The sequence below is a fragment of the Mesorhizobium sp. M5C.F.Cr.IN.023.01.1.1 genome (assembly GCF_003997585.1).
Taxonomy (GTDB): Bacteria; Pseudomonadota; Alphaproteobacteria; order Rhizobiales; family Rhizobiaceae; genus Mesorhizobium; species Mesorhizobium wenxiniae.
On record NZ_RZSU01000026.1, the window covers coordinates 1 to 16,492 of the forward strand.

The following is a 16,492-nucleotide window of genomic DNA, read 5'->3' on the forward strand; positions in this document are numbered from 1 at the left end:
CCCCCTCTCCTCTCCGTGCGCGATCTCAGCGTCGCCTTCGCGCAGGAAGGCCGCCAGTCGATGGCCGTCGACCACATCTCCTTCGACATCGCCAAGGGCGAGACGGTGGCGTTGGTCGGCGAATCCGGCTCCGGCAAGTCGGTCTCGGCGCTGTCGGTGCTGAAGCTGCTGCCTTATCCGGCTGCCAGCCATCCATCGGGAAAGATCCTGTTCCAGGGCGCCGACCTGCTCGCCACCGACGAGAAGGCATTGCGCCGCGTGCGCGGCAACAAGATCACCATGATCTTCCAGGAGCCGATGACCTCGCTCAATCCGCTGCACACGATCGAGCAGCAGATCATCGAGGTGCTGGCGCTGCACCAGGGCCTGGGCGACCGCCAAGCCAAGGCGCGCACCCTGGAGCTGCTCAACGAGGTCGGTATCCGCGAGCCGGAGAAGCGGCTCGACGCCTATCCGCACCAGCTTTCCGGGGGCCAGCGCCAGCGCGTCATGATCGCCATGGCACTGGCCAACGAACCGGAACTGCTGATCGCCGACGAACCGACGACGGCACTCGACGTCACCGTGCAAGCGCAGATCCTCGAACTGCTTGCGGAGCTGAAGAGCCGCAAGGGCATGTCGATGCTGTTCATCACCCACGATCTCGGCATCGTCAGAAAGGTCGCCGACCGGGTCTGTGTGATGACCAAGGGCAAGATCGTCGAGACCGGACCGACGAAAGATATCTTCGCCAACCCGCAACACACCTATACGCGGCATCTGCTGGCCGCCGAACCGAAGGGCAAACCGCCCGCCGCCAACGCTGCCGCCAAGCCTGTCATGACGGGCCAGGACATAAAAGTCTGGTTTCCGATCAAGAAGGGCTTTTTCCGCCGCACCGTCGACAATGTGAAGGCGGTCGACGGCATCGACGTCACCGTGCGCGCCGGCCAGACGCTCGGCGTCGTTGGTGAATCCGGCTCTGGCAAGACGACGCTCGGCCTGGCGCTGGCCAGGATGATCTCGTCGACCGGGACCATTAAGTTCAACGGGCGCGATATCGACGAACTGTCATTCAACGCCATGCGGCCGCTGCGGCGCGAGCTGCAGATCGTCTTCCAGGATCCGTTCGGGTCGTTGAGCCCGCGCATGTCGGTCTCCGAGATCATCGAGGAAGGGCTGAAGATCCACGAGCCGAAGCTGTCGCACGATGAGCGCGACAAGCGCATCGTCGATGTGCTCGCGGAAGTCGGGCTCGATCCCGACACGCGCAATCGCTATCCGCACGAGTTTTCCGGCGGCCAGCGCCAGCGCATCGCCATCGCCCGCGCCATGGTGCTCAACCCACGATTCGTCATGCTGGACGAGCCGACCTCGGCGCTCGACATGAGCGTGCAGGCGCAGGTGGTCGATCTTCTGCGCAGCCTGCAGGCGAAGCACGACCTCGCCTATCTGTTCATCAGCCACGACCTGAAGGTCATCCGCGCGCTTGCCAACGACGTCATCGTCATGCGCAATGGCAGGATCGTCGAAGCCGGCCCATCCGAACAGATTTTCGAACGACCGCAGACCGACTATACCAAGGCGCTGATCTCGGCCGCATTCAGGATCGAAACGGCGCCGGTCGGCATCGTCAGCGAGTAGCCTGTACCGCATAAGGAAATAGAATCCGCAATGGAAAAAGGCCGTATCCTGCTTGCCCTCACCGGTATCCATCCAGGCCGTTGGCGCGAACTCCTGTCGGCGGAACGCGAAGTGGTGCTCGAGCCGGACGGCGCCAGCGATCCCTCGATCACCTATGCGGTGGTGTGGAAGCAGCGGCCCAACCTTCTGTCGTCCCTGCCCAATCTGCGCGCTGTCTTTTCGATCGGCGCCGGCGTCGACCACATCTTCGCCGATCCCACTTTGCCCGACGTGCCGATCGTCAAGGTCGTGGCCGACAACCTGACCCAGTACATGACCGAATACGTCGTGTGGCGGGTGCTCGATCACCATCGCCAGGGCATGCTCTACCGGTCGCAGCAGCAAAAGAAGATCTGGCACGAGCCACCGCAGCGACCGGCCGGCGACATCTCCGTCGGCATCATGGGGCTCGGCACGCTTGGCCGCGCGGCGGCGTCGGTGCTTTTGTCGCTCGGCTTTGCGGTCAATGGCTGGTCGCGCATTGAGCGGTCGATGAACGGCGTTTCGACCTATGCGGGCGAGGCCGGATTGATCCCCTTCCTCAACGCCACCGACATTCTGGTGGTGCTGTTGCCGCTTACGCCACAGACGCAAGGCATCATCAACTACGGCGTGCTGAAGGAGCTGAGGAAACGCAACGGCCTCGGCGGTTCGGTGCTGATCAATGCCGGGCGCGGCAAGTTGCAGAAGGACGCCGACATTCTGCGTGCGCTGGAGGACGGCACACTCAAGGAAGCGAGCCTCGACGTGTTCGAGGTCGAGCCGCTGCCGAAGACCAGCCGGCTGTGGAACCACCCGAAAGTGTTCGTGACGCCGCATGCGGCGGCGACCTCCGACCCAGTGCATCTGGTGCCGATCATGCTGCGCCAGATGGCCGCCTTCGAGAGCGGCGGGCAGCTCGAGAACGTGGTGGATCGCGACGCGGGGTATTAGCTCTGGTTCCACTGCACAGAGGATTTGACCTTTGACTGAGCCTAAAAGAGACTGCGGATAATCGCTGCCGACTTGCCTGCAGCCGCCGATCCAACGCTGGCGATTAGCAAGAGGCTACCACGCCTTCGTCATCCTAGGGCGGAGCAAGGAGCGAAGCGACGCGGCGCAGACCCTGGGATCCATTCCGTTACCTAAGCCGAAGAATGCAGCGGACCAGAACCGAACGCTACCACCTCGTTCCGCGAAAAAGCTCAACCATTCTGGGATTGGTCGTCTCGATCAGCTCGATCTTCCATTGGCGCGGCCAGCGCTTCAGCGACTTCTCGCGCTGGATGGCGTCACGAATGTCGAAATGTTCTTCGTACCAGACCAGACGCTGCACGCCGCGAGCCTTGGCCGGATTTGTGCTCCGGCAGGCGGCGGCCGAGGTCGTTGGTGACACCGATGTAGATCGTGCCGCGCTTCTGGCTCGCGGTCATATAGGTGGTGGAAGGGTAGCTGGCACCGTTGCGGATGCACGTGTTGTTCTGAGCGGTTGCATTCTTCGGCTGAGGTAACGGCATGGATCCCAGGGTCTGCGCCGCGTCGCTTCGCTCCTTGCTCCGCCCTAGGATGACGAAGTGGAGGGATGGTTCGGCCAATCTCGAAGGTTTGCGATTTGCCACTGAGATTTGCCGCTGAAAGGGACTGTGGACGTTTGCTGCCGATCGGCCTCCAACCTGGCAAAATCCACTGCACAGAGGTATTAACCCGGCAGGCCAAGCTTGGTCTGCTTGGCCGGCTTGCCACATTCGCGGCGGGCGATCGACCGGTTCATGGCATCGATCCGGCCGCTTGCCTGTTCGACCTCTCGCTGTGCCTTGGAACGGGTGTCCGGCGTGAACGGGCCGAGGCCCACCCCGGGATCGGAGAAGGACGGCTTGGCATCCTGTGGAAGGCGGTATTGCTGTGCCAGCCGGTTGCGTTGCGCCAGCAATTGATTGCAGGGCACGCTGTCATATTGCAGCGAGGACTGGACATTCGCGTCCTGTCGCTCGGCAATCGAGGTGCCGACGCAACCGGCTATTGCCAGGCAAGATGCCAAGACCACCAAGTTCCAGCGCATGCAACGTCCTCCGTGTCGGTGTCCAGCCCTTTCGGGCATGCGAATCGGACTTTTTTCGCAGCCGCCACCACGTGTGGCGCAGGTAAACGAAAATGGTCGCCGACGAGGCCCGATGCGGTTTCATGATGGAGGTCCCGCCGGCAGTTGCCTGTAAGCCGAGTCAGCAGTCACTTGCAACAGGCTTCCCGCGCCGGAATTAGCAACTATCTTGGAGCCATGCGCGCCAGTGACCTGCTTCATCCCCGGCCCGAGGGTCTCTATTGCCCACCCGGCGATTTCTTCATCGACCCGGTGCGGCCGGTCAACCGGGCGCTGATCACGCACGGCCATTCCGACCATGCCCGTTCCGGCCACCGCTCGGTGCTGGCCACACAACAGACGCTTGACATCATGGGCCTGCGCTACGGCGAGGGCTTTGCCGGGACGATGCAAGCGGCAGCACTTGGCGAGGCGATTGCGCTGAACGGCGTCACGGTAACCTTCCATCCGGCCGGCCATGTGCTGGGCTCGGCGCAGATCGAGGTCGTGCATCAGGGCTCATGCATCGTCGCTTCGGGCGACTACAAGCGCCATAGGGACGCGACTTGCGAGCCGTTCGAGCCGGTCAAGTGCGACGTGTTCATCACCGAGGCGACTTTCGGCCTGCCGGTGTTCCGTCACCCGCCCGATACCGAAGAAATCGCCCGCCTGCTGAAATCGACGGCGCAGTTTCCCGAACGCGCGCATCTGGTCGGCGCCTATGCGCTTGGCAAGGCGCAGCGCGTCATGCGGTTGCTGCGGGACGCCGGCTACGACAAGCCAATCTACATCCACGGCGCGCTGGCCAAGCTCAGCGACTACTATCAGAGCCAGGGCATCGACCTCGGGACGCTGGAGCCGGCGACCGTCGAAAGCGGTGGTAAGGACGACTTCACCGGGGCCATCGTCGTTGGCCCGCCCTCGGCCTTCGCCGACCGCTGGGCGCGACGCTTTCCCGATCCGATCTCGTGCTTTGCGTCCGGCTGGATGCGCATCCGCCAGCGCGCCAAGCAGGGCGGCGTCGAACTGCCGCTGATCATTTCCGACCACGCCGACTGGGACGAGCTGACCGCCACGATCAGGGAGACCGGCGCCGGAGAAATCTGGGTGACGCATGGCCGCGAGGAGGCCCTGGTGCGCTGGTGCGAGCTCGAAGGCATCGCCGCCAGACCGCTGCATCTCGTCGGCTACGAGGACGAGGGCGATTGAGCTGATGGAAGATAGTTCGGAAATCGCTCATGCGGCGCTCCACGCCAGGCCAGAGGGGGGTCGCGTGGAGCGCAAACCCATCTTATCGGCGCGGTTCTCCTCATGAACCGCTTCGCCGAACTCCTCGATCGCCTCGTCCTGACTCCGTCGCGCAACGGCAAGCTGACGCTGCTGAGCGATTATTTCCGCAGCGTCGAGGATCCGGATCGCGGCCTGGCGCTGGCTGCCATCACCGGCGACCTGACCATCGCGGCGGTCAAGCCGGCTATGCTTCGCATGCTGGTCATGGAGCGCATGGATCCGGTGCTGTTCGGCTATTCCTACGATTATGTCGGCGACCTGGCCGAGACCGTGTCGCTGGTCTGGCCGCAATGGCCCGCAGATATCGCCAACCATGAGCCGACGCTCGCCGAGGTCGTCGCAAAGCTGCAGGCGGCGAGCCGTTCCGACGGGCCGAAGGTGCTGGCCAGACTGCTCGACAGCGCCAGCATCTCGGCGCGTTTCGCCATCATCAAGCTGGTCACCGGCGGCCTGCGCATCGGTGTCTCGGCGCGATTGGCCAAGCAGGCGCTGGCCGATCTCGGCAAGGTCGACATCGCCGAAATTGAAGAACTCTGGCATGGGCTGACGCCGCCCTATGCCGAGCTGTTCGCCTGGCTGGAAGGCAAGGCAGAAAAACCCAGAAAGACGGCAATGGCGCTGTTCCGGCCGGTGATGCTGTCGAACCCGATCGGTGACGGCGATCTCGAAAAGCTCGACCCGGCCGACTACGCCGCCGAATGGAAATGGGACGGTATCCGCGTCCAGGCCGTATCGGAAGGCGGCATTCGCCGGCTCTATTCGCGCACAGGCGACGACGTTTCCGGGGCCTTTCCGGACCTCGCAGAGGCGATGGATTTTTCCGCCACCCTCGACGGCGAACTTCTGGTCGGCGATCCCCTGCAGGCGACCGGTACGTTCTCGGACCTGCAGCAGCGACTGAACCGCAAGGGCGTGACACCGAAGATCCAGCAGCAATACCCAGCCTTCATGCGCTGCTACGACGTGCTTCAGATCGGCGACGAGGACTTGCGCGCGCGCTCTTTCCGCGAGCGGCGCGGCCGCCTCGAAGCCTTCGTGCAGACGCTCGATCCGAGCCGCTTCGATCTTTCGCCGCTGGTCGAATTCACCGACTGGCAGGCGTTGGAGGAATTGCGCCGCAAGCCGCTGCATCCGGTCATCGAAGGCGTAATGCTGAAGCGCTGGGATTCGCCCTATCTCACCGGCCGGCCCAAAGGTCCATGGTTCAAATGGAAGCGCGATCCGCACACGGTCGACGCCGTGCTGATGTATGCCCAGCGCGGCCACGGCAAGCGTTCGAGTTTCTATTCCGATTACACGTTCGGCGTCTGGTCCGGCCCGGAAGGATCGGAGGAACTGGTGCCGGTGGGGAAAGCCTATTTCGGCTTCACCGACGAGGAACTGAGGCAGATCGACAAATATGTCCGCGACAACACGATCGAGCGTTTCGGCCCGGTCCGCTCGGTGCGGGCCGACCGCAGACAAGGCCTCGTGCTGGAGGTGGCGTTCGAAGGGCTCAACCGCTCGACACGGCACAAATCCGGCGTCGCCATGCGCTTTCCCCGCATTTCACGGCTGCGCTGGGACAAGCCGGCGGCCGAAGCCGACCGCATCGAGACGCTGCAGGCGCTGCTTGACAGTTAGATTTTTGTTTTAAGCATCGGATTTTCCCAAAACCGGTTTCCACCCCGGGTCAAGCCCGTGGGCATGCTTTTGGGTCCGATGCTCTACGGAACAATCGAGACGCGGATCTCGTAGATGTCGACCGACTTGCCCTGCTTGTCGAAGTCGGAATTGATGGCGATGGTGCCGGCAGCGCCCGGACGCTTGTCGGGAAACCGCACGTCGAAGAGATATTCGTTGCGCTCGTGGCCGACCGCGTAGCGCTTGCGGCCGCAGTCGCCGAGTTCGCCGAAATTGCAGTCGACGGAGATCTGCGTCTCCTTGCCCTCCTCGGAGCGGGCGATGATGTCGAACGTTGCGTGCTTGCCGGCGAGTTTTTCCAGCACGCCTTGCCCGACGTCGAAGCTGATCGCCGAACCGGAGGCGCCCGACCGGATGCGCAGGAAGGAACCGCTGTCGTCCTGCATGACTTCGGCCTTGGCATCCGAAGGCGCACTGACAAGCGCCGGGTCGCTCGGCGAAAACACATTGATCCAGTCGCGCTCCACATCGCCGGAGCCCAGCGGCGAGGCCGTGTCGCCTGGTGGCGTGAAATCATCGTCTTCCACCGTCGGTGCCGTTTGCGGCGGAGCCGTGTCGAGTTCGGCCGCTGACTTGAAGACGCCGGTCTGCGCAGCGAAATAGAGGCCGATACCGACAGCTGCGAGTAGCGTCACGCCGAGGAAGATCGCGGTGAGAGGCAGGTGGGGGCCTCTCACCCGCCTGTCGTCGCGGTCTGGCATCACCTCTGCGTCGCCGTCTCCGGGTGATGGCGGGGACGACATGTCGATCTCCGGCACACCGGGAAAAACCGCGTCCGGCATGATATCGGGAACGACCGGTAAGACCCGCGAGCGCGGCGCGTCCGATGCAGGAGGCTTCGCCGGAGCGTCGACAACGACGTCAGGCGGCGGCGCGGGTTCAGCATCGGCGCCGGCATTCGTTTCGGCTTCGGCCTCGGCTTCGGCTTCGGCTTCGCTGTCAGCCGGCTGCTTCACCGCCGGTGCTGCAGCGTCACCATCGGTCGGCTGGCCGATGCCGGGAACCGCCGGCAGGAACTCGGATTCGATTTCGGTGATCTTGGCCTGCACCGCCTTGCGGCGCTTGATGGCGACTTCCACCGTCACGCCCGGGTTGGCCTGCAGGGCACGGTCAAGTGCGGCGAAGGCTGATCGGTAGACCCGCTCGCGAAACGCGCGGTCTTCGGCATTGCCTTTCTCGAAGGCATTCCGGATCGCTTTTTCGATCGCGTCCAAACCGGACCCCTCTGCACGTACAGTCACATTGTCATGATCGTTAGCCGTAGGCGATCAATCAATCAACGGGCCAGCGGCCGCATTCTGTCTTGGCGAGGCATCCAAAGCCCATTTCGGCGGTTTTCGGTAAAGGAATCAACATTTTTCGCCGATTTCCCGATGCAGCGGCGACGCGACGTCCCGCAACCAGCCGGTACGGCATCGCGCCACTGTATGGCGGACCGGCGCGGCGGTGGCTTGTAGGCGCGGCATGAGCCCACACGAAATGCCAAGTCCCATCTTGAATTTATGGTGGGTTGCGTCTATCACCCAGCGCATCTTGGAGGCCTCGGCTTCCCGGGCCGCTTTAGCTCAGTTGGTAGAGCACATCATTCGTAATGATGGGGTCAGGTGTTCGAGTCACCTAAGCGGCACCACTTCCTCATCCAACGTTATCCAAGAAGGTCCGAAAAACCCAGCATCCCTGGGGTTTTGGCAACTTATCGGGTACAAAGAAGTCCGATAGTATCCGGTTGCATTCAACAAAATTGGGGGTATCGAACCACCCCGCTTAGGCGATACCCCCAAAAATGCCCCTCACAGATGCAGCTGTTCGATCGGTCAAGGCCAGCGGCAGGGATCGAAAAGTCGCTGATAGCTGCGGTCTGTACCTGCTGGTTACGGCGAAAGGCGGTCGGCTCTGGCGGCTTAAGTACCGGTTCGATAACAAAGAGAAAACCCTCGCCCTTGGCGCCTATCCCGACGTTGGCTTGGCCGAGGCGCGCAAAAAGCGGGATGAGGCCAAAAGGCTTCTACGAGACGGCATAGACCCGAGTGCTCAGAAAAGGCTCGACAAAATCACCGCAAGCGTGGCACGCGCCCGAACATTTAGCGCCGTGGCGGATGAATATGTAGCTTTACAAAAACGCAAGGGGCGCGCTCCTGCAACGATAACAAAAACGGAGTGGGTGATTGATCTGGCGCGCCCGGTCCTCGGTGTGCGGCCGATCAACGAGATCACCGCACCAGAGATTTTGGTGGCGTTGCGCCAAGTTGAGAAACGAGGCGACTGGAGACTGCCCGTCGCATGCGAGGTGTGATCGGTAGCGTTTTTCGATTTGGGATAGCATCTGCCCTTTGCGAGGCAGACCCGACCCAGGCGTTGAAAGGGCGATTGCCGGACCTCAGCCGAAACACCATGCGGCGCTGCTCCAGCCCAAGTCTTTCGGTGGTCTACTTAGATCGATCCGAGAGTACGAAGGCACACCAGAGGGAGATGTCGCTGGACAATCAGGGACACTTGGGATGGGGGTTCTTTCACCTGGACATCTCCTTCGCCAAAGCCAGCAATGCCCTCGAACAGTCAGTGCATTGCCAAATCTTGTTCTCTTTTTGTTCTGTCCGTTAGTTCAGGCATCGTCACCGACCAGCCAGAGCCCCGGTTTTTCATCTTTGCCGGGCTTGATGCCCTAGTAGGGGTTGCGAAATCCGCCATTGGCGGCAGCATCGGCTATGCCGCTCTCGATGACCTTGCGAACCGCAAGTATAGGAAATGTGAACATGACAGCCTCCGTCAGGGTGCGATTGCGGCGGGCAGGTAGCGAAGATGGACCGGTAAATTGGCGCTGATCTCGACCTCGGTGAGGTCGTCGAGCAGCTTCAGCAAACCGGCCTCGCATCCCCCACGCACGGGCGAAAGCATTTCGAAACAATTTGCGCTCCCGCATAGCGCCCGACAACGAACTACTTGGCGGTGTTGTGTGCCTTGAACGCTGCGCGAAGGTTTAGTGCCCCTGGGCTGGTACTGCCCAGCTTGGTATCCCCGTTTTGCGACCCCCACGCGTAGGCAAAGTCAAACACGGGATTGGGAGAGTAGGTGGCCCAGCGCGCGAACATCTGGTTCGCCTGGTCCAGTGTCGGCAGTTGATACACGTCTCTGGCCCCGTCGGTATAAGTCGTCCAATTGCCGCCGCCGAAGGCCTGAAACACGGGCACGATCTTATCGAGCGGAACACCAGCAGCAACAGCCGCCTCGACCGTCCTGTCGATGAAGTCCAAATCGAAAACCTTGCCCCGCACCGGATAGGGATTGAGGCCAAAGAAGTCGATTCCGGTGGTGGCGGGATTGAAGGTGTTCATGAAGTGTGGGGCTTCAAAAGATCCCATGTCCATCAGCGTGATGAATGTCACGGCGCCGGGCACATTGGCCTTGATCCAGTCGGCCTCTGCTTTGAGGGCTGCCGGGCTAACTGGTGGGGAGTGGTACTTGCCGGTGATGTCCGGCTCATCACACAGGCGAAAGCCGAACAGCTTCGGGTTGCCGATGAACGGCTTGACCTTGGCGATGAAACGCGCCGTGACCCCCGTTTTTTCATCGAGCCAGACCAGCCCTTTCATCCCGGGAGGGAGCGCATTGAGTTGCTCGACATATTGTACGTCGGCGAGGTTGAAGCCCCCAGCCGCGATTGCGGCAGCCGATCCGCCAGAGGTGTAATGCAGGGTTATGCCATTCTCCTCTGCTGACAGTTTGGGTTGGCCACAAATCAAGAGAATGAGCAGGGCTGAGACGCACAGCATGCTCATGCCGGCAATCGTTGACCCGCCGAAAGAAATCAAAGAGCCAAGACGTTTAAGCTGTGGTCGTGACCTTGTTGGCACGACGCCATGTTTCGGCTCGTTGATCTGCACCGCAACGGCAGGCTCAGCACCGATCAGCGCGGCGAGATAGACTGTTTCAAGCCGATGGGTGTTCGCGATTGTAGGTTTCATTATTCAGCCACCCATCTATCGATACACTGAAGGAAAGACCGTGCCTTCGGTCTTTGCGACACCGCTTCCATTTTCGCAGCCAGTACCATCGGAGCCGCCCGACCACATCGACCTCGCGATGAGAGTCTTCAGTCGGGCGAGGTCGCGACGGATGCGAGCTCCAGAATCAATGCTATAATCGCCCTCGAGTGTGAAGGATGTAGGCCTCGGCAGGCGCGCGAAGGCAACAAACGTAAGCTCTAGCTCGGCTATACCGTCGCCGAGCGGCACATACCCCTCGAAAGCATCTTTGAGGTGGACGTCCAACGAGGCGACGTGAGCAAGTCGCGCCCAAACGGAGGCTGCAGCATGCCCGTAGATAGCGGGATTTCCCGTGTCGAACTGTACGCAGATGCCCGACTGGCCAACTGCTTGAAGAAGCTGGAGCGTTCTTTCGGAATCAAGCCCGCTTTCGTATGCCAAAGTAATCCCTGCGGCTTGGGCGGGACCAAGTGCGAAACGCAGCACTTCAACTGTTCTAGCCACGTCCTCGGACGTCCGAACGAGGCTCTGGCGAAAGCCTGGAATGATGATGCTCGGCACCCGCAGACAGTCTGCCACTCCAATCGCCTGCAAAATACTTCGCCGGACTTCCAACGCTTCCTCGCTGCCCTTTGGCGCCGTCAGGCCAAGATCGTTGAGCCGATTGACTGCAAGGGCGGTGATTGGAATTGCCAAACGGCGTGAAATTGTGTCGAAGGCTGTCAAGACTTCGACATCTGTGAGATCGGGACCGCGGTTCGGGCCACCCAAGTCGACGTGAACGTGATCGAGACCCGCGGCGGCAGCGGTTTCAAAGCCGGCCAGACCCAGATTCCCCACCTTCCATAGCGCGATCCCGATTTGTGGTCGATAAATACTCTGCGCGACAGTCAGATGCGCGTTGCTCGTCAATGGATGTTGCTTCAAGTTCGCCACCTCCGTAGGTCGATCCCAAGCTTGGTCCAAGATCTAACTGGCGGATAGCCGACAGCGTCGCGTAATGTACGGACAGCTTTCTCCGGGTCTGTCACGATCGTAAGAAGCGGCCGATAGGTATCTGGGCGAGCGCTGAGTTCGAGCATCGCCCGGATCAGCATCGCGTTGGAAGAACCGCGGTGCCCGGTGATCGAGACCCGCTTGTGGCCGATAGTTGCTTGGCACTGCTCGGCAAGCGGCCAGCCGACACGTCCACCGGTATTTCGCGCGCGAACTTCGCTGAGGTTGACCCCGGGCAGACGCGGGTCTCGACACTCAGATGGAAGACCTCCGAAGAGATAGAGGATGCCACCGTCGCACAAGGCGTCGAGCCCGATACCGAGGGCGGCGGCTACATCCTGCCGCGAGGCACATAGGATGACAGCGTCGAATGCTTCGTACTCAATATCGGCCGTCTCTTTCGTCCCTATGACGACTACGTCTCGAACCGACGCGCAGGCAGTTCGGAGTGCAAGATGAAGCAGTTGGCCGATCGTACCTCGTCCCACAGCCAATACACGGATCGGCTCCGCGACCCGATTGAGAATGCCTCCGCAAGTCAGAACGGATGCGAGCGGCTCTGCGAGAATGGCGAGATCGGCAGCCAGTTCTGCGGGCGACGAAACGACCAGCGACCGCAACCGAGCGGGCACGAGGAAGCGTTGCTGCATCATCCCATCGAGAGTATGGCCGAGTTCAGCGGTGCCCCAGTCTGGCGTTGGATTCACAGCAATCGTCGCCCCTAGCCAGCGCTGGTCCGCTTTCGCACCTACTTCTTCGACAGCCGCGACGCCTTCATGGGCCAAGGATCCGGGCTGGATCGCCACGCACGCCGCGCAGAATTTGGAGGTCGGTCCCGCAGACGCCGGCAATGAGGGTCCGGCATACGAAATCGCCCGGTAGCGCCACGGGTGTCCGGACCTGCTTCAGTGTTGGGGCACCCATGCCCGGCGACCGCACCAGAGCGAGGTGCGACTTCGATCCGGTCAAGCTGATTCGATCACCGGAAAACATGAATGCTTCGCCCCTCATCCTGCATTTCGGCGAGATGGCCAGCCCCAATGAGTCCAGACAGGTCCCCCGGCGCGACGATACGGAGCCGGCGGGCGAAATAGGACGAATCGCATTCAGTGATCTGGAACAATCCGTGGTCGCGGAATTGCCGATCAAGACTGGCCGAATAGGCCGGTTCGAGTGCATCCACAACACCCCCTGTAAGAACAATTGAATCAAGTAGCGGATCGTGCGTCAGGAGCGCCGAGAAAATGAGTGCTAGCGGTCGCGTGATCGTAGCGAGGACGTCCAAGGCGAGGGCATCAGCGGCCGCCACCCCACGCGAGAACTCAGCGAGTATGGTGTCATCGTCCCCGTTGCGTGCTGCGGCCATCGTCGAGACTGCCAGCGCGTCCGGGGAACAAGTTGACAACTCGCGCAGCAGTTTCAACACGCCTCGTCCGGATGAATAGGCGTTCAGATGGTCGGATCCACCGCAATCGCAGGTAGACTTTAGACGCGTGCCGCGGAAGAAAGCTTCCACTTTGATATGGCCTATTTCGCCCTGTATCCCGTGTACCGGATCGACCGGCACGCCGCCTCGCGCGAAATCGTAGAGCCTCGCCCCGATTCCGGTGCTCACCGTAACGAACAGGATACGCGAATGCTTCTGCGGATCGCAGGTCTGGATGTAGGATGCCAGTCCAGCGGTCACGTCATTCGCGATCGTCCAGCTGATGTCCAGTCGGCGGCGTATCAGCGCGACCTGGAGTTCGAATGGTCCCGACCTCGGGCCCCAAAGTGGGCCAGATTGCAGCACACGACCGCTACGAGCGTTCACAGGTGCTCCAAGTGAGATGCCGGCATGATTTATCGCGGTTCTGCTCTCCAACTGCAGGCGCTTGGTCTCGGCCACCAGATAGTCCGCCAACGCTTCCTGGAGTTCGACGGGACTGTCGTGGGCCGTGTTAAGGTAGTTGATCGCAGGTCGTCGCGTTACTGGACCCAGCCTTCCATTTGTCCACAGCGCCGAACGAAAATGCGTGCCGCCGATATCAAAGACAGCAATGTTCTTATTGGTCATTGCCGGCCTCGCGCGGTTCGCGGATGCCGGCAGCATCGCGCCAGATCCGAAAAATTCGCGCAGCTGAAGTCCAAATTTTGTCGGAAGGCGTAATTTTATCGGCTTCGAGCGCTGCACCGATCGTGTCCGGTGTGGGATCGGCGAACGCTGCCAGGCACAATCGTTCGTGATGCTCGAACGCCGCGAGCCAGTCGCGGAATGGACCGTTCGCCGGTGCGGGTTCAAGAATATCGATGCGATCACTGAGGACGCGGGCTCGCCGCTCGTGAACGAGAAGTCCATCCACCGCGACGTTTATGGTAGCATCGTAGCCCTGCGCTCCGACGCGGGCGGCGACGAGCGGTACGACCGCTTGCGCATACCAAGGCATATCACGCTTTGCTATTGGCGCCGGCCATTGTGTCGGATCCGCGATAAGATCCTTAGCAATCGCATCTCGGAGAGATATTAGCGCGACCGCTCGACCCTTATCGTGCGAAGACCGGCCGTCGAAAAAAGCGAAGTATTTCGTGGATATTGCGCCAAGGCGAAGAATATCGTCGCGGTACTTCTGCGTTGCGGTGTCTGGGGCCAACCGCAGGACGCGCTGCAGGAGATCCTCCCCGTCACGGGTCCTGGCGACGGTGATAAAGCCTCTGTGATTGAGACCCTCGTAGCTCCAGTAAAGGTCGGTCGGATCGATGCGCAGCGCCCTCGCGAAAGCCTGGAGTGTGGCAAGGGGAAGCTCGCAGATGCCGACCGCAGCCACGCCGCGGCGGAGCATCATGGCCGTCGTAAGGCTCAGCGGGTTAATCATGTTCACGACGAAGGCATCGGGACAGATTGCCTTCATGCGGATCGCGAGATCGTCTACCGGCCGCATCTGACGGAAGGCGGAGAGCAGGCCGCAGGGGCCCAACGTTTCGTCAGCGAAGCATCCGAGCTCGCTTGCGAAGACTTCGTCATCGGCTCTCGCCTCAAGCCCGCCGAAGCGCGTCTGGACAATCACGATCTCGGCATCGACCAGGGCCACATCCAGATCCGTGGTGGCTATGATCGACGTTCCAAATGCTCCCAGCCGGTGCCGGGCGTAATGTGCAACCGCACCGAGGTTTTGCAGGTTGCGCCCTTGGAGGATCAACACCCACTCGCCCAGCCGGTGGCTTAACGCCTTGCTTGCCTCAATCGCATCGACGAGCGCCACCGTGAAGGGCGAACTGCCGCCCAGGACGCAGACCCGCGTCATCAGGACGTCCAGAACAGGCCGATGGTCGCCTGCAAGGCATCAGGCTTGCTGTTGGTGCCTACCACGAGATGCTCGTCCTGGCCGGGTTGTCCGTCCGTATGATGCCAGGACAGACAGGCGAAGCCGATTTATATTCCCTACCGCGATGTGGAGGTCGAGTTGTTGTGCAGAGCCGACCGACAAGTGGACCGCCGCCGCCATGAACTGAAATCGGGTCCGGACTTGGCCTTGACAGGAAAGGCCCCCTGCTCATTGCAGACCAATCCTGGCGAGATTTCCCTCGGCAGAAAGTTCCCTCCCATATTGAGCCGAACCGCTATGAGACATGCCTTCTTGCCAGCTCCGAGCGCGCAAATAGGTCAGAACTTCGAGTATCATTCCTGGCGGACACTGATCTTCCCGCTTGAGGAACCGATAGCGGCCAATGTCGATCGGCACGACCATGTTAATATCGCCGCTTCGATGCTTGGCGGCGGCCCGAAACGATCTCGTGACCAAGTCTTCGTTCAGATGCTCGTGCCAGATCGGCAAGCCAACCGATACCAGGAGATCCACTACGCGCAGGGCCGTTTCCTCCCTGAGCCAACCGAGGTACCAACCAAGAACGCTGGAAAACGCGAGGTCGATCGCGACGGCAAAGCCGTGGTGGAGCTCGTAATGGGTTGAAGCTTCGAGCGGGTGGGCGATCGTGTGACCCAGATCCACCGCCCTCTCGTGGGATGTAACCTCGAAGGGATTCTTCGAAAGCTCTTCCAGCATGGCGGCGATGGCCCGCTGGATGGGCTCGTGAGCCAAGGAATCGCCGTCGAGGATCCAGGACTGCAGCACACCTCCACGAGCCTCTTCGATGATCCGGAAGAGCTCTGTGTCGGATGTGCAGGCGACCTTGATCATCTCGGCCAATCCCTGCCTGACCGTGTCAACACCCAGGGTCTTGAGCAATGGCGGGATCACCGCGACGGCATCCGGTGGGTGAAAACAACCCAGGTAGTTCTTGGCGTCTCCGAAATTGACACCACCCTTTAGTCCGATTCCGGCATCGACCTGTCCAATCAAGGTGGTGGGGATGCGAAGGTGAGACAAACTCCGGCGTAGCATCGAGGCCGCCAGCGTAACGATATCGGAGCAAACGCCACCCCCGATCGCCACCAGCGCACCCCGGCGATCGATCTCGGCGTCCGACGCTGCACGGCAAACGGTCAGCACGGATTTCATAGTCTTCGTCCGCTCGGTGCAGTTCAACACCAGCCAGGACGGCTTCAAACCGACGCATGCGAAGGCTGCGCGGATCTCGTCGCCATAGAGCCTCTCGACAGTAGGTGTGGTGACCACCAGCACAGTCCGATTGCGGGCGTGGGCCTCGATCCACTCGCAGAAATCCGACGAGTGGAAACCCTCAAACAGAGCGACATTGAAGATGTGGTCCCGGGAAGACCGGAGGGAAAGCTGCTCTTGGGTGGGTATCCACATGATCGGTCCCGATGTTCGGGCAAAACAGCTCACCGGCATGCTTGAGAGCAAGCCAGCAAAAGTCGTTCCGC

General features: G+C 61.3%; 13 protein-coding genes, 1 tRNA gene and 2 pseudogenes. 6 read left to right on the forward strand and 10 right to left on the reverse strand.

The features are described 5' to 3' along the window. Together EOA78_RS13165 and EOA78_RS13170 are read left to right on the forward strand one after the other, a co-directional pair. On the forward strand, positions 1–1,623 hold a 1,623-nt coding region (locus EOA78_RS13165; protein WP_164783740.1), incomplete at its 5' end, for an ABC transporter ATP-binding protein. Between the two features lie 30 nt (positions 1,624–1,653). Further along, positions 1,654–2,595 carry a glyoxylate/hydroxypyruvate reductase A gene (locus EOA78_RS13170; protein ID WP_127315502.1) on the forward strand — a complete coding sequence of 314 codons (942 nt, stop codon included), beginning with the start codon at positions 1,654–1,656 and terminating at the stop codon, positions 2,593–2,595. Between the two features lie 226 nt (positions 2,596–2,821). Here the strand turns inward: EOA78_RS13170 and EOA78_RS13175 are convergent. Then, positions 2,822–3,074 (reverse strand): annotated as a pseudogene (locus EOA78_RS13175) (GIY-YIG nuclease family protein). Between the two features lie 266 nt (positions 3,075–3,340). Next, on the reverse strand, positions 3,341–3,700 hold the full coding sequence (locus EOA78_RS13180; protein ID WP_127315503.1) for a hypothetical protein: 360 nt from the start codon (positions 3,698–3,700) through the stop codon (positions 3,341–3,343). Positions 3,701–3,916: 216 nt separating this feature from the next. On the opposite strand from EOA78_RS13180, the gene EOA78_RS13185 reads away from it, so the two are divergent. Further along, on the forward strand, positions 3,917–4,927 hold the full coding sequence (locus EOA78_RS13185) for a ligase-associated DNA damage response exonuclease (protein WP_127315504.1): 1,011 nt from the start codon (positions 3,917–3,919) through the stop codon (positions 4,925–4,927). Positions 4,928–5,029: 102 nt separating this feature from the next. Beyond that, complete coding sequence (locus tag EOA78_RS13190) at positions 5,030–6,631, forward strand: cisplatin damage response ATP-dependent DNA ligase (RefSeq protein ID WP_127315505.1); 1,602 nt, start codon at positions 5,030–5,032, stop codon at positions 6,629–6,631. An 83-nt stretch (positions 6,632–6,714) separates the two neighbouring features. Here EOA78_RS13190 and EOA78_RS13195 read toward each other — a convergent pair whose 3' ends face one another. Continuing rightward, on the reverse strand, positions 6,715–7,905 hold the full coding sequence (locus EOA78_RS13195) for a hypothetical protein (RefSeq protein WP_127315506.1): 1,191 nt from the start codon (positions 7,903–7,905) through the stop codon (positions 6,715–6,717). Between the two features lie 340 nt (positions 7,906–8,245). On the opposite strand from EOA78_RS13195, the gene EOA78_RS13200 reads away from it, so the two are divergent. Both EOA78_RS13200 and EOA78_RS13205 read left to right on the forward strand, forming a co-directional pair. Then, positions 8,246–8,321 (forward strand) — tRNA-Thr (locus EOA78_RS13200). Between the two features lie 153 nt (positions 8,322–8,474). Further along, positions 8,475–8,984 carry a DUF4102 domain-containing protein gene (locus EOA78_RS13205; RefSeq protein WP_127315507.1) on the forward strand — a complete coding sequence of 170 codons (510 nt, stop codon included), beginning with the start codon at positions 8,475–8,477 and terminating at the stop codon, positions 8,982–8,984. A 372-nt stretch (positions 8,985–9,356) separates the two neighbouring features. Here the strand turns inward: EOA78_RS13205 and EOA78_RS13210 are convergent. The 7 genes and pseudogenes from EOA78_RS13210 to EOA78_RS13240 form a co-directional block, all read right to left on the reverse strand. Continuing rightward, a pseudogene (locus tag EOA78_RS13210) lies at positions 9,357–9,446 on the reverse strand (DUF3085 domain-containing protein); the annotation flags it as partial. Between the two features lie 181 nt (positions 9,447–9,627). Beyond that, the gene (locus tag EOA78_RS13215; protein WP_245477487.1) at positions 9,628–10,653 is read right to left on the reverse strand and encodes a hypothetical protein; all 1,026 of its coding nucleotides are present in this window, start codon (positions 10,651–10,653) and stop codon (positions 9,628–9,630) included. Positions 10,654–10,668: 15 nt separating this feature from the next. Then, positions 10,669–11,601 (reverse strand): TIM barrel protein, encoded by a 933-nt coding sequence (locus EOA78_RS13220; RefSeq protein ID WP_127315508.1) that lies wholly within the window; start codon positions 11,599–11,601, stop codon positions 10,669–10,671. Continuing rightward, on the reverse strand, positions 11,598–12,476 hold the full coding sequence (locus EOA78_RS13225) for a cyclitol dehydrogenase (protein WP_245477488.1): 879 nt from the start codon (positions 12,474–12,476) through the stop codon (positions 11,598–11,600). The genes EOA78_RS13220 and EOA78_RS13225 overlap by 4 nt, the downstream gene beginning before the upstream one ends. A 173-nt stretch (positions 12,477–12,649) precedes the next feature. Next, a complete protein-coding gene (locus tag EOA78_RS13230; protein ID WP_127315509.1) occupies positions 12,650–13,726 on the reverse strand; it encodes an ROK family protein in 1,077 nt (358 codons plus the stop codon). Beyond that, positions 13,716–14,951, reverse strand: a complete 1,236-nt coding sequence (locus tag EOA78_RS13235; RefSeq protein ID WP_127315510.1) for a 6-phospho-beta-glucosidase — start codon at positions 14,949–14,951, stop codon at positions 13,716–13,718. Before EOA78_RS13235 ends, EOA78_RS13230 begins: the two co-directional genes overlap by 11 nt. Positions 14,952–15,200: 249 nt before the next feature. After that, complete coding sequence (locus tag EOA78_RS13240; RefSeq protein ID WP_127315511.1) at positions 15,201–16,421, reverse strand: sedoheptulose 7-phosphate cyclase; 1,221 nt, start codon at positions 16,419–16,421, stop codon at positions 15,201–15,203. Positions 16,422–16,492: the final 71 nt, after the last annotated feature.